Here is a 13597-nt window from a genome sequence, read left to right on the forward strand (position 1 = left end):
ACCGCTCGACACAAAGGCAGCCTGGCTTAGTACAGCACCGAAGTACTGGGCTCAAGCTCTTCTCTGGATGGGAGCTTTTCCCTACCAAGGAAAGGTGTACTAATTTACTTCCCAGCCCGCAGGTACTCATAAAGGGTGGCCCTGCTGATGCCGAGCTCCCGAGCCAGCGCAGCTTTCGGCTCTCGGGACTCAACACGGCGCCGCAGCTCTTCAACCTGATTGTCGCTCAGAGCCTTTTTCCTACCCAGGTAGACACCGCGCTGTTTCGCCAGAGAAATTCCCTCCCGCTGGCGCTCGCGAATCAACGCTCGCTCAAACTCTGCGAACGCCCCCATGACCGACAACAACAGGTTAGCCATCGGTGAATCATCCCCGGTGAATGCCAGCGATTCCTTCACAAACTCGATCCGCACTCCCCGCCCCGTGAGATGCTGCACTATGCGCCGCAAGTCATCCAGATTACGAGCCAGGCGATCCATGCTATGCACCACCAAGGTATCACCCTCACGGACGTAACTGAGCAGCGCATCAAGATGTAGACGCTGAGTGTTCTTGCCGGAGGCTTTGTCGATGAACACCTTGCTCAGCTGAACGCCATCTAACTGTCGATCCGGGTTCTGGTCGAGTGTACTGACCCGTATGTAGCCGATCCGTTGTCCGCGCATACTGCTCCCCTGAGGAATATGTATGGCTGGGATTTTGAAGGCAGTCGGACAGATGCCAAATTACTGGATTACCGACCCTATCCAGACAGTTTGGAGCTGGGTTTTGGAATGTATGGATAGGGTATAGGGCAACTAGACGAACCCCGAGCGCAGCCTCCTCGAGAGAAACTGAAAAGCTGTTGAGGATGGCTGGCATCGCCAAGAGGTAGCTTTGTGTGAAATGCCGCGTCAGGCTGGTCGCGAAAGGCTCCAACGACTAGCCACATCTTCAATACGAAAACGAGTTAAATACCTTCACGCACCAATGGCTAATTCCGTGCCTGAGCTACCGAATAGGTTGGGACTCAACTTGCGCAGCGCTACCCAGCAACCGTTGCTCCACCAAGTCGGGGCGAGTGATTCCCCTGGATACGAAAGCGGCTTTGTCTTCAAAGAACGAGGCAATTTTTCTCACCGCGTTGTGGAGGTATTTCTCGGGTACAGCGTAGTCTCGGCTGTACCGGCCTGAGGAATGATTGACATGCCAGACATCCTGCCCGTTTTCCTGAGCCCACCATATTTCGCCCGCGATTCTGGCAGCTTGCAGTCCCGTCATGCTCGGATGCCCCTGCTTGGGCTCGGCAATATCCTCAGCCACGAACAAACTCCCATCGCGTCCGATAGCCCAGATTAAATTCTTGTTCAGTGGATCGTTGACGATGTCAGGAAATACCGCAGCAAGCTCTTCTCCCTGGGGATCGTAATAATGCTTCAGTGTCGGATTCAAGCCCTTCCCTGTGTCAGATACCTCACTCTCCTCCAGCCTGAGCGGCGCTCGTAGCGCTCCGTATGCCTTGTTGAGGTGACTTTCATAATCGAGATCGAGCTCTTCCAGTGCTTTTAAGAACGATCCGTAGAAATGTGCTTTATCGGCCTCGCGCCCAGCTTTCGCTGTAGTGCGAAATAGCCCAAAAAACAATTCAGCGTAAAGTGGATCGCTGGAGTACACGCCGGACACAGCATCACCCAGTGGGATGTCTGTAGCATCCAAGAGAACCTTGAAGATCTCCTTGCTCCCCCAGAAAAAATCAATTTCCCACTGAAGCCTAGCCATTGGGATCGTCAGTATACGAATGCGTTGCTCTTGCCATCGCTCAAGGTCCGTCTCCGTAAAAGTGAGCCACTCACCATGTTCAACCAGTAACTTTTCGCCCCCCTTATACTTCAACGTGTGTTCGCGTACGTGCTCTCTCACCTCGGAAATCGAAGAGAGCTTAATGTTGAATCTTAAGGGGCCCGGTGAAAGAAGGTTCTCTTTGGATTCCAGCAAAGGTTCTATCCAGAGATTGGCCTGCTCAGCAATGGCTTGGGCTGTCCCGTGGGCATACTGGAACGGCAGACGGGCCTTCTTTTCTGCGGGCACGATGCAAGCGTCAGGAACCAATACTTCGTAAGGTTGCGACCATGTCTTACCGAAGTCGGGCGTTTTGCGAAATGCTAAGGCCCAACGCTCCTCTGGCTCGCCCAAAGGGTCGGGTAACAGATAATCTTTCAGTTCAACTAGCTCTACACGCGCATAGGGCCCGAGTCGATCATCATGCACATAGAGAATGTTTGAGCCGACCCGAAAGTCGTAGCCAAGCACAGTCACAGCATGACCACCTTTCCAGCTCAGGGTGAACCGTTCCTCATCTGGTGTGCCTAGTCGGCTGAGCGTGTGGACATCTCCCACCAAAACTAACGGCAGATCGCTATCGATATAGGAGGTGACACATGCCTGAAACCACTCGCGGTTTTCTTTCAGCAACTGCGTCGAATGGTAGCGAAGGCCCTCCACATCCAAGGATCGTTGAATCTGTTTGTTGGTTAGCTCCTTGTTAGGAAAACCGTTGTTGGAGCCCTCAACAAAATTCAGCGCATTAATGGTGATTTCACTGCAAGAGGGCACACTCTTGACGTCTCTCCATGGAAGCGCGTGCAGTGCAGTCCATATGGCCGTGGTGGCACAAGCAGCTACAACCTTGTCCTGCTCCTGAAAGGCGATCGACTCGACGAAAAGCTTGATCCCAAATAGGTTGACATCATATCTCTTGGCGATTTTCTTCTTAGTGCCATCCCCAGCGCCTTTGTCGCCATTGAGCTGTAGGCAGGTTTTACCAACGAATGTGCGGCTGAGAGGTTTCACCACCATAAAACCTAGGTAGTGCTTCTGAAGCTTTTCAGGGCTAAGGTCATCAGAACCCTTCCCCTGTAGAAGCAGATCCAGGTTTTTGTGGTCAATGCTGCAGCTGAAAAAATGGATCCGTCCGCACTCATAGCTGTCGTTGCCGAAACGCTTCACGTAGTAACGGGAATAGTCCTCCAGAAACTCGCGATCAATATACTCCGGCTCCAGTAGCATGGAGACGCAGTCACTCCCCTTGAGGTAGCTAAATAGATAAGTGACCTGGTCCTTTAGGAAAATGTCGGCGAAGTCGTAGCCGAAGCACTCGCGGATCAGAGCGCTGAGCGTTGCCATTTGAAAGCTAGAAACGAGATATGGAGTCATATGATCGCGCAAAAAAAAAAGCAGCCAGTTTGGCTGCTTTTTTTTACAAGAGGATTTAAAGGCTGCAGGCTTTGGCCAGCACTTCAGGAGTCATTGCTTGAGAAGTGAGCTGACGCTCTAGTCTTTCGTTGAGCGCATTCATGCGGATGCGCGCTGCGTTCTCACGCATGTCTCGGGTTTCGCCAACCCGATTGCGAATCTTGTCAAACAACCGATCAGTCGTCATCGCGTTCAGCTCCCTTGGAATCTCTGCGCTATAGCCCAGTGACACGTCTTGTGCGCGTGTCTTGGGCATGCTTAAGGCGTCACGAAGGACGCCTTAAAAAAGTTCCGGGATTATAGGTATCCCGGTGGGTGAGTCAATCAGCATCTATCGCTTTTGTCTACCCAGTGATGAGACACCTGACGAACGTCAGTCGTTCATCGCATCTGCGCATGCACCTGAGCGATGCCAAGACTCGCTCACGGAGTACCTGCACATCATTTCCTAGAGAAACGGTGAGAGCTTTACGTGGCGCTACGGTGCAGCGACCATCAAATAGATTTACGAGTATGGATACAGATTTCAAAACCGTACCATTCACGATATTGAGACCCGTATAGTTGGTCAATCGAGAATTGATGCAAAGCTCGCATGCGGAGCGAAACCGCGCAGCTAGTTCAGCCGCTCCGTAGTCCCACGCCACTATCGCTCAGACACGCCGCAAGCGCATCGCTTTCCGCTCGGCCGTGTCGGCTACTTCCACCATAACTTCGCTTCGCGACACCCTGGGAATGCAAAAAAATGAGTTCCTCTAATATCTGTACGGAATGGGGTCCCCTTTTTTCGCCATCTGAGAAGCTCTCCACTATCACCGTCAGAGAGAGTGGAAGTTGCTGAGAGCCCCGTAGCTGCTGGGTTTTCGTAACTTCCATCCAGATGTGGAAGGTGCCCCAACTTCCCAAGCAACATGAATCACTTCCACGATAGAAAAATGGGGCGGAAGTAGCTGGAAGCCCCGAAAGTCGGGCTTCCTAGAACTTCCACGCCTGAAAATTTCGACTATGGCCCGCCCCAACTTCTCGAGTCAGCACTTCCACGCCAAAAATCGCTGTGGAAGTTGCCTGGAACGCGCGCCACATGGGGCCTCCACAACTTCCATGGTGAAATTTCAGGCCGCCCTGACGCTGCTAACTTCTAGCGTGAACGATACGAGATGGAAAACGGAAGTGGAAGTAGCTCAGAAGCCGCACCGGACAAGGCTCTCTAAACTTCCACGGTGAAATGATTGAGCTTCGCCCGGTGTACTCCGTCGCGCAGAGCTTCGGATTCGATGCCGGCCATTACGCGGGCACCACGTGCGGCCACGGCCTGCGCGTATCGCCCACCGTTCAGGCGAAACTGGCCCACTAACACGTCCTTGGGTGGGCTCAGTTGACGAACCAGCGCCCGAACTTGTAAGTCGCCACGACCGCTCCAATAAAGCCAATCCACTGGACGATTGCCGACCCACCCAGATAGGTTGATAACTCATTGGCACCACCGATGAGCAGCGTGAACATAATCAGGGTCAGCGGAACACTCAGGACTTTCATCAGCACGCCGCCACGTCGCGGGCTTGGCTGGACGGCCCCATTCCAATGCTCAGACAAGCAAAAGGGGCAACAGCTGGAGATTGGCTTTCCCCCACCAATTCGCCATCCCCAGCCCCCCGCTACGCTACGACTAAAGATTACTCGTGGAACCATCAGCCGCTTGCAACCGTTACAAAACACGTGGGACATGATTCGCTACCTCCTTAGCCAAGAACTGAATCCTAGCGGTAGCGGACTAGAACCCAAGCGCTACGGCATTGAGCAATAGCTATCTAGTGTTTTTTAAGCGAACCGGGGGACGAGCGCTTTTTGTCTAAATGCTTTGTCAGCAGCAACCCGATCACGCCAGTCGCCGTTATGGTGAGGAGCACGGAACCAATGGCAAGCAGAAGCATTGAGGCTGAGTTCATCTTCGCACCCGTGAGGTTGGCTGGCTTTTTCCGGCCAACGCTAAACGGCTGGCCTGCTTCCTGATGCTACAAGCGCGCCTGAGTGAACCCAAGTCCTACTCAATGCCTTCGACCATTGCATCTAGGTAGGTAGCCCATTTGGCCAGGTCTTCGCGCTTTTCTCTTAGGTAGCTGTAACGGTCGTAGTGTTTTGCTTGGACTCCACTTCGCCCATGAGAGAGCAACCATGCCCTTCGCTGCTCATCCACTCCAAGCACTGCCAAATGGGTTTCGATGGTTACCCGCATCGTTCTCCAGGTGAAATAGCGAGTTAGGCCCCGTTTGGACAATGTCGCGCCGAGCCCGGAGAATATCTTTAGAGCCGTGTTTACAGACATCCGCCTGGTACCGTTTAGGGAAAATGGCCCTGGCGCCCGCTGAATCTCCAGTAGCGGTTCGAGAATTTCACCGACCCTTCCAGAGATTGGTAGAAGATGATCCCTCGGAGGGGTGTTTTTCCCACCTTTATAGTCAATCAAGCGAAGAACCTTTCCGTGCTCAGCATCTTCAATTAGGTCAGCCCAAGTCGAGCGCATGAGCATCTCCACTCGCTGCCCTGCCAGATAGATCATCGCCCTAGCTATCGCCTGCCGATTCCCTTCTAGCGAGTTGACGGCTCGCATCACCTCTCTCAACTCCTCCTTGGTGAGGGCCTCAGTGTTGGCACGCTCCGCACCTTCAATGGTGGGCAGATCTGCAACCGGGTTGAATCTGAGCCCGAACAGCACTGCATCGCCAGCCCTTAACGGGTTGAGATCGTGTTTTAAGCCGAACGAAAACGCAGCTCGGAGATAAGCCCGAAGTCGATTAGCCGCAGTGAGCTTGCCATTCGTCGTGCTCGCCTCCGTCTTGCGGATTCCACGTCCTTTGGAAGCAGGTTTCCTACTGATGCAATGACGCAGGATTTCAGAAACATCTTCAGGTTGGATGTCTTTCGCCTTGGTTTCAGCCAGGGCCGGGAATGCCTCAATCACGTCGAGGCGCAACGCACCTAATACACCTTTAGCGCTTGTCTTACCGCGTCGCTCCATATCTGCGACGTAAGCCATTAACAACTGCTCAAGAGATCCTTGACGGGCGGCCAGGCTCTCATCCCTTCGCTGATCTGCAGTCCTCTGCAGGAGATGATGTTCGTAGGCTTCCAGCGTGGGGAAGTCGCGTGCTGCAGCCGACACTCGCTCTGCCTCTAATCGCCAGAACGAAAGCCCCCTGCTCTGGCCTTCAGATGAAAGCTCTCCAAAATGACCCAATTTCCTGCGTTCCTGCCGACCACCCCGGCGTACCGCCAGATACACCTCAATGCCCCCGTTGGGGCGGCGCTCTAGAAGCATCGAACCAGACCCGCGCACTCCTAACTGCTCGGAAAATGTTCGGGTGGGCGTATGAACTCCACCTTTCTTGATCGCCCCAGTTACTGCCCAGCTTTTAGCCTGAGCATCGGTCAGTTTGTATCCCACGTTGAGCGCTCCTATGCCGTTCCGCTCAACACTTTGCTCAACACTTATATGGAAATCAACGAAATTATTCGAAAGCGTACGAAACGTTAAACATCACTAAGTCGTTGATTTATATAGATTCCGATATTTCATGAAAACACTGGAAATTTCAAAATCGAAGACTTGTAATCAGTAGGTCCCGAGTTCGACTCTTGGTGCCGGCACCATACAAACGAAAGGCCCGCAGCGATGCGGGCTTTTTTCGTTTCAGGCCTTGCCCCTGAGTTGACCAGCCGCGCGCCATTGTGAAGCGTCATTGCGGTCGTGGATTCGGCAGATGGCGGTCTCTGTACTGAAATTGGCTTTTCGCGTATGGCCTGCGCAATTAGGATCGTGTGCAGCCACTGCGGTGCCAAATACACAAGGCTCTGGCGCAAGTACCAGAGCCCCATGTTGTAGCCTAGCTGCCTCTTCCAGACAGCTTGCCTTTTGGCACCACATGCATTCATGCCCGCTGGGTCGCCGCCCCAACGTCCATCAGCTTGTCCAGGGTGATCGGCAGGTCGCGAATGCGCTTGCCGGTGGCATGGTAGACCGCGTTGGCAATGGCGGCAGGCACACCGGTGATGCCGATCTCACCGATGCCGCGCGCGCCGAACTCGTTGAATTTGAAGTCTGGGTGGTCGAGCAGGATAACGTCGATCTCCGGCTGGTCGGCATGTACCGGCACCAGATACTCGGCATAGTTGTTGTTGACCGGGCGCCCATCACGGGGGTCGTATTCGGTCTGCTCGAAGAGCGCCATGCCGATCCCCATGACAATGCCACCCTCGACCTGATTGAGCGAGGTCAGCTTGTTGATGGCGCGCCCAACGTCGATGGCGCTGACCACGCGGGTAACGCGCAAATTGGAAACGCCTGGGTCCCAGCGCACCTCGACGAAATGCGCCCCGAACGAGCGAAAGGCATAGGTATCGGTGGACGCGCCTTCGGTGTGGGCTTCGCCGTCAGCACTGGCGAGCTGACGGGCCTTGAGCACCTCGGCGAAGCCGATCGCCTTACCATCACTGCTTTTGAGTTGGCCGTTTTCGTAAGTAAGGTCTTCTGGCTTGGCATCGGGGAAGGCGCCGCCTTCCAACGTGGCGTATTCCTTGAGCGCGTCGATGGCCTTGCGCCCGGCCGCGGCGATTGCCGGCAGGGTGGTCGCCGTGGCCCACGAACCACCAGAGATCGGCCCCGAGGGATAGGAAGAGTCGCCCAGCTCGACCTCGACCTTGTCCAATGGCACGCCGGTAACCTCACTGACCGCCTGGGCCACGATGGTGTAGGTGCCGGTACCGATATCCTGAGTGGCGCAAGAAGCGAAGGCCGAGCCATCGGCACGCAGCGAAACGCGTGCGTCGCATGGCCGGCGGATCGCCTCCCAGTTGCAGCTCGCCATGCCCCAGCCAATGATCTCGTTACCGTCGCGCATCGAGCCGACCTTCGGGTTGCGCTTGGCCCAGCCGAAGCGCTCGGCAGCCTGGTCGTAGGCATCACGGATATGGTTGCTCGACCAGGGCAAGCCTTTACTCTCGTCAGAATCGGCATAGTTGCGACGGCGCAATTCGAGTGGGTCCATGCCGAGCTTTAGCGCCATTTCATCCATCGCGGACTCCAGCGCAAACAGGCCCGGCGCCGCACCGGGGGCGCGCATCGAGGTTGGCGTGCCACGGTTGGTACGGGCAACGGCGTGGGTAACGCTCAGGTTTTCGCAACTGTACAGGGCCTGGGTCATCTTTCCGCACGATTCCACGTACGTCTGCATCTGGTCGATCGTGGATGTCGTGTAAGTCGTCTCGTGGCGCACCGACACCAAGCGACCATCGCCATCGGTGCCCAGCCGTAGACGCTGGCGGGTCTCGGGGCGGTGGCCGGTCGTGGTGAACATCTGCTGTCGAGGCACGACCACCTGCACCGGCCGCCCAATCTCACGGGCTGCGGCGGCCGCAGCGATGCCGTGCGGCCAGGGCCACAGCTTTCCGCCGAATCCCGAACCGAGAAACGGCGTCAGCACCTCGACACGATCCGGCGACAGGCCGAACACCTTCGCGTAGACGTTACGTGCGTTCACCACGCCCTGGGCGGTGTCGTACATGGTCAGCTTGCCATCGTTCCAGGCCGCCACTGCGGCGTGCATTTCCATCGGGTTATGGGTCTCGACGGGCGTGTAGTAGGTCGCATCGATGGTATGGGCAGCGCTCTGGAAGGCCTGCTCGGGATTGCCTCGGGTATGGTTGGATTTTTCCTGCATCTGCGTGCCGCCTTGCTCGACGGCCTGGTCGAGGTTGGCGATGGCCGGACTTTGCTGATAATCGACCTTGACCTTGTAGGCGGCCGCACGCGCATTTTCGAAGGTATCGGCGACCACCAGCGCGACGAACTGGCCGGCGTAATAGACGTGGTTATCCTCGAACGGCAGGCGCACCTCGTCGACCTTGTTCTCCTGCGCCATGCTGCTCGGCGTGTGATAAAGCTTCGGAAAGTGGCCGTGGTGAAAGATATCGATCACGCCGGGCGACTGTTTCGCCACGCTGGTATCGATATTGGTGATCTCGCCGCGGGCGATGGTGCTGAACACGCCGTAGGCATGCACCATCCCGTCGAGGTTGTTGTCCGAAGAGTACTTGGCACGGCCGGTCAGCTTCAGCGGCCCGTCGATGCGTGGTTTGGCAGCACCGATGATCTTTTCGCTCATGGTTGCAATCCTGTCTTGGCTATCCGTCAACCCGCGGTGAGGTTGGTCAGCGTGCGCACGATGGCCTGCTGTCCTAGCGGAATCTTGAATGCGTTGTGCTCGTAGCCCTTGGCCCCTTGCATGGCGATGCGCGCGGCCTTTTCGAAGGTAGCGGTATTCGCCGGTTGCCCTTTGAGTGCCTGTTCAGCTTCCCGTGCTCGCCACGGCTTGGTGCCGACACCGCCGAGTGCCAGGCGCGCATCGCGGATGATATGGCCGTCGAGTGCCACGATTGCCGCGCTGGAGGCCAGCGCAAACTGATATGACGAGCGATCGCGCAGCTTCAGGTAGGTCGATTTGGCGCCCTGGATCGGCGCATCGAGGGTGACGTGGGTAATCAGCTCATCGTCCTTGAGCGCGAACTCTTCCCAGGGCTTGTCGCCTGGCAGCAGGTGAAAATCGAGAAAGTCGATGTCGCGCGGACCATCGGGACCGATCACGCTAACCGTGGCGCCGATGGCTGCCATCCCCACACACATGTCGGAAGGATGGCTGGCGATGCACTGATCGCTGGTGCCCAGCACAGCGTGCACCGAGCGGTTGAAGCCGCCGATGGCCGAGCAGCCCGAACCCGGGTCGCGCTTGTTGCACGCCGAGTGGCCGTCGCGAAAGTAGGGGCAGCGCACCCGCTGCATGACGTTGCCACCAGTGGTGGCCTTGTTACGCAGTTGGGTCGAGGCCCCGGAGAGCAGCGCTTCGGAAAGCACGGTGTAGTGCTTCTCAACACGCGGATGGCGGGCCAGCGCAGCGTTACTGACCATCGCCCCGATCCTCAGGCGTCCATCATCGAGTTCCTCGACCTGATTGAGTTGCAGTCGATTGACGTCGACCATCAGCTCGGGGCGCATGATGTCGAGCTTGACCATGTCCAGCAGGTTGGTGCCACCGGCCAGGAATGAGGCCCCCTTGGCGCCAGCATAAGTGGCTACCGCCTGGTCGACGCTCTCGGCGCGGCTGTAATCGAAATGGCGCATGTCGACCTCCTAGGCGAGCTTCATCTGCTTGCGCGCCGACTGGACGGCGCTGAGGATGTTCTTGTAGGCACCGCAACGGCAGATGTTGCCGCTCATTGCTTCGCGCACGGAGAGATCGTCCTTGCCGACGCTGGGATCGTTGAGGATGGCTACCGCCATCATCATCTGGCCCGAGGTGCAGTAGCCGCACTGATAGGCGTCGTGTTCGAGAAACGCCTGCTGGATGGGATGCAGCTGGCCATTGCGTTCGAGCCCTTCGACCGTAGTGATCTCATCGCCGTCATGGGCGATGGCCAGGCTCAGGCAGGAATTGACCGCCTGGCCGTTGACATGGAGGGTGCACGCCCCGCACTGGCCGTGATCGCAGCCCTTCTTGGTGCCGGTAAGACCGAGCGGGTGACGCAGCACGTCGAGCAGTACCATGTTGGCCGTGACATCGAGCGTGTGGGGTTGACCGTTGACCTTGAGGGTGATGCGCTGGTGGCCTGCCGCCGGGGCCGCCTCGCCATCGGGGCGCTGTGCTGCTGGCTCCTCGGCGTCATTGACGTATCCGACCCGTGCCCAGGCTGGCACAGCGGCTGCTGCCAGGCCTGTGGCCCCGACTGCCTTGAGAAAGGCACGGCGCGACCTGGAAGCAGTGTCGGGATCATGGATCCCCACCTCGCTGTCGTCCTTGTTTTCGGCGCTCTGCCCAGGAGAATTACGGTTATCGTCTGCCATGGTTGCCTCATCGCTGGGCTGCCTTGAGGCAGCGGATTTGCTGGACTGAGCGCCTCGCATTTCGCCTGTAGCGCGAATGCGAGCCTTACCCCGACTTCTCCTAATTCCCTGCGACCAACATTTACTCCGTGATTCGTCCGATCACTGGCGATTGAGATAATTCCCGCGATCGGGCCGGAGCTGCGCAACCGCCTGCATTGTCATGTGCCCTTTTCCGACCGGTACGAGCAGCAGGGGCTGTTCGTCGCTGGCGGATATATGACAACTTTGCGCCAATACCGAATAAGGCTTTGAGCCACAGAACCATGGGGCGCACCCATCCTGACTCAAGCTCAATGCCGACCTGCAGGTGCCCGGCGGCTCAAGCCAGTAGGTGGTCGAGGAGCACTTCGAGCTGTTGCATGGAAAACGGCTTGGCCAGTGTCGGGGTGCCAGGTTCGCCAACCGTCGCGCCGTAACCGGACACGTACACCACCTTCAAGCCCGGCTGCATATCACGCGCCTGCGCTGCCAGTTCAAGCCCTGACTGGCCGGGTAGCGTGATGTCGGTCAGCAGGATCTCGAAGCGTTGTCTGCCCAACAGCTGCAGAGCCGTTTCCGCATCGGCGGCGCCCGTCGCCTGATGTCCGAGCACGTCGAGCATTTCGCAGGTCATTTCGAGTATCGCCGGTTCGTCTTCGACGACCAGAACCTGCGGCGACGTTGCCGTCGAGTCGACTGCCTCGACGACGCCGCTCGAGATTGACGGCTGTTGTCGCTTGGGCCGATTGGCCAGCAGATGTCGCAGTTTTCGCGCCAATTGCTCGAGGCGATACGGCTTGCTGATCAGCTCGACACCGGGATCGAGCCGGCCGCCGTGAACGATGGCGTTTTGCGTGTAACCGGAGGTGAACAACACCACGATATCTGGTAACAGCTGCTGGGCCTGGCGCGCCAGCTCGGGGCTGCGCAGCGGGCCTGGCATCACCACGTCAGTGAACAGCAGGTCGATCGCCAGTCCGCTCTGCAAGATACTCAGGGCACTTTGCGCATCGTTGGCGCGCAGCACGCTGTAGCCAAGGCTGCCCAGTTGATCGACTACGGTCGCCTGCACCGCCAGGTCGTCCTCAACCACCAGCACGGTTTCGTGCCCGCCGGTGATCGGCCCGCTCGGCGGCGGTGCCGGCGCCCGCTCCGCCTGCAGCGTGCGCGGCAGATAGACCTTGACCGTGGTTCCGTGGCCGACCTCGCTGTACAGCCGAATGTGCCCTCCGCTTTGCTTGGCGAAGCCGTAGGCCATCGACAATCCGAGGCCGGTGCCTTCGCCTTCCGGTTTGGTGGTGAAGAAGGGTTCGAATACACGCTCGGTCAGTTCGACCGACATGCCGATGCCGGTATCGGAGACCGCCAGCAGCACATATTGTCCAGGCGTCACGTCGCCAGCTGCGTGCGCGTATTCGTCGTCGAGCATGGCGTTGCTCAGTTCGAGGGTCAGCCGGCCACCGCCGCGCATCGCATCGCGGGCATTGATGGCCAGATTGAGGACCACGTTCTCCAGCTGGTTCGGGTCCACCAGGGTGGTCCACAGGCCGCCAGCGACGACCGTTTCGATTTCCACGTACTCACCCAGCGCGCGGCGCAGCAAGCCGTCCATGTCGCGCAACAGGCGAGCCAGATTGGTCGGCGCCGGGCTCAGCGGCTGCCGGCGAGCGAAGGCCAGCAGCTGGGAAGAAAGCTTGGCGCCACGCTCCACCGCGGCCGAGGCCAGGTCGATCCGGCCGCCGAGACGCTCGTTGTGCGAAACCGTCTCACGTACCAATTGCAGGTTGGCGCCGATGATTTGCAGCACATTATTGAAGTCATGCGCCACGCCGCCGGTCAGCTTGCCGATCGCTTCCAGCTTCTGTGATTGGTGCAGGGCCTGCTGGCTGCGCTCGAGTTCGCAGGTGCGCTGGTCGACCAGCGCCTGCAGATGCTCCTCTGAGCGCTGCAACTGCTCCTGCGCCAATCGCTGCGCGGTGACATCATGGCCCTGACAGAAGATACCGGTGATCAGCCCATGCTCGGACAGCACCGGCTGGAACACGAAATCGACATAGCGCAGCTGGCGCGGGGCCTGCCGTGCGCGCGGTATATGCACCGCCACGCCGCGCCCGACGAACGGACGACGGGTGGCATAAACGCGGTCGAGCAGGTCGCGCACCGGCTGGCTTTCCATTTCCGGAAAGGCATCGGCGGCGGGCCGACCAATGGCATCACGATGCCCGACCAGCTGATAGAACGCGCGGTTGGCCAGCTCCACCAAATGCCGTGGCCCCTGCGTCACGACGACGAAGCCGGGCGCTTGCTGGAACAGCTGGTGCAGGTGTTGTCGTTCCGCCTGCAGTTCGGCCTGGTGGGCCAATCGCTGCGTGGCGATGGCAGACACATCGCGAATCATCAACGAAACGCCGATCAGCGTCTGGGTCTCGTCGCGGACGGCCGAGCAGAGTATTT

General features: G+C 58.0%; 10 protein-coding genes. All 10 read right to left on the reverse strand.

Annotated features, from left to right (window positions below):
* Positions 1-104: 104 nt before the first annotated feature.
* Positions 105-665 (reverse strand): recombinase family protein, encoded by a 561-nt coding sequence (locus NAV33_RS18290; RefSeq protein ID WP_255982680.1) that lies wholly within the window; start codon positions 663-665, stop codon positions 105-107.
* A 325-nt stretch (positions 666-990) separates the two neighbouring features.
* Positions 991-3192: a hypothetical protein gene (locus tag NAV33_RS18295; protein ID WP_255982682.1), complete on the reverse strand. Its 2202-nt coding sequence runs from the start codon at positions 3190-3192 to the stop codon at positions 991-993.
* A 55-nt stretch (positions 3193-3247) separates the two neighbouring features.
* Positions 3248-3487: a hypothetical protein gene (locus NAV33_RS18300; protein ID WP_255982684.1), complete on the reverse strand. Its 240-nt coding sequence runs from the start codon at positions 3485-3487 to the stop codon at positions 3248-3250.
* Positions 3488-4438: 951 nt separating this feature from the next.
* Entirely contained in the window at positions 4439-4582 is a 144-nt protein-coding gene (locus NAV33_RS18305; protein WP_255982686.1) for a hypothetical protein, read from the reverse strand.
* 20 nt (positions 4583-4602) lie between these two features.
* Positions 4603-4767 carry a hypothetical protein gene (locus NAV33_RS18310; RefSeq protein ID WP_255982688.1) on the reverse strand — a complete coding sequence of 55 codons (165 nt, stop codon included), beginning with the start codon at positions 4765-4767 and terminating at the stop codon, positions 4603-4605.
* A gap of 505 nt (positions 4768-5272) precedes the next feature.
* A complete protein-coding gene (locus NAV33_RS18315; RefSeq protein WP_255982690.1) occupies positions 5273-6673 on the reverse strand; it encodes a tyrosine-type recombinase/integrase in 1401 nt (466 codons plus the stop codon).
* A gap of 484 nt (positions 6674-7157) precedes the next feature.
* Complete coding sequence (locus tag NAV33_RS18320; protein WP_255982692.1) at positions 7158-9389, reverse strand: xanthine dehydrogenase family protein molybdopterin-binding subunit; 2232 nt, start codon at positions 9387-9389, stop codon at positions 7158-7160.
* A 26-nt stretch (positions 9390-9415) separates the two neighbouring features.
* Positions 9416-10402, reverse strand: coding sequence for an FAD binding domain-containing protein (locus NAV33_RS18325; protein ID WP_255982694.1), 987 nt, complete (start codon positions 10400-10402; stop codon positions 9416-9418).
* A gap of 9 nt (positions 10403-10411) precedes the next feature.
* Positions 10412-11122, reverse strand: a complete 711-nt coding sequence (locus NAV33_RS18330) for a (2Fe-2S)-binding protein (protein ID WP_255982696.1) — start codon at positions 11120-11122, stop codon at positions 10412-10414.
* Between the two features lie 361 nt (positions 11123-11483).
* Positions 11484-13541 (reverse strand): response regulator, encoded by a 2058-nt coding sequence (locus NAV33_RS18335; RefSeq protein ID WP_255982698.1) that lies wholly within the window; start codon positions 13539-13541, stop codon positions 11484-11486.
* Positions 13542-13597 lie beyond the last annotated feature (56 nt).

The sequence above is a fragment of the Stutzerimonas stutzeri genome (assembly GCF_024448715.1).
Classification (GTDB): domain Bacteria; phylum Pseudomonadota; class Gammaproteobacteria; order Pseudomonadales; family Pseudomonadaceae; genus Stutzerimonas; species Stutzerimonas stutzeri_AR.

What these genes read in the sequence shown, in the direction of transcription:
- NAV33_RS18290 (WP_255982680.1), bottom strand. Translation starts at nt 665, where the DNA reads ATGCGCGGACAACGGATCGGCTACATACGGGTCAGTACACTCGACCAG.
- NAV33_RS18295 (WP_255982682.1), bottom strand. Translation starts at nt 3,192, where the DNA reads ATGACTCCATATCTCGTTTCTAGCTTTCAAATGGCAACGCTCAGCGCT.
- NAV33_RS18300 (WP_255982684.1), bottom strand. Translation starts at nt 3,487, where the DNA reads ATGCCCAAGACACGCGCACAAGACGTGTCACTGGGCTATAGCGCAGAG.
- NAV33_RS18310 (WP_255982688.1), bottom strand. Translation starts at nt 4,767, where the DNA reads ATGAAAGTCCTGAGTGTTCCGCTGACCCTGATTATGTTCACGCTGCTC.
- NAV33_RS18320 (WP_255982692.1), bottom strand. Translation starts at nt 9,389, where the DNA reads ATGAGCGAAAAGATCATCGGTGCTGCCAAACCACGCATCGACGGGCCG.
- NAV33_RS18325 (WP_255982694.1), bottom strand. Translation starts at nt 10,402, where the DNA reads ATGCGCCATTTCGATTACAGCCGCGCCGAGAGCGTCGACCAGGCGGTA.
- NAV33_RS18330 (WP_255982696.1), bottom strand. Translation starts at nt 11,122, where the DNA reads ATGGCAGACGATAACCGTAATTCTCCTGGGCAGAGCGCCGAAAACAAG.
- NAV33_RS18335 (WP_255982698.1), bottom strand. Translation starts at nt 13,541, where the DNA reads ATGATTCGCGATGTGTCTGCCATCGCCACGCAGCGATTGGCCCACCAG.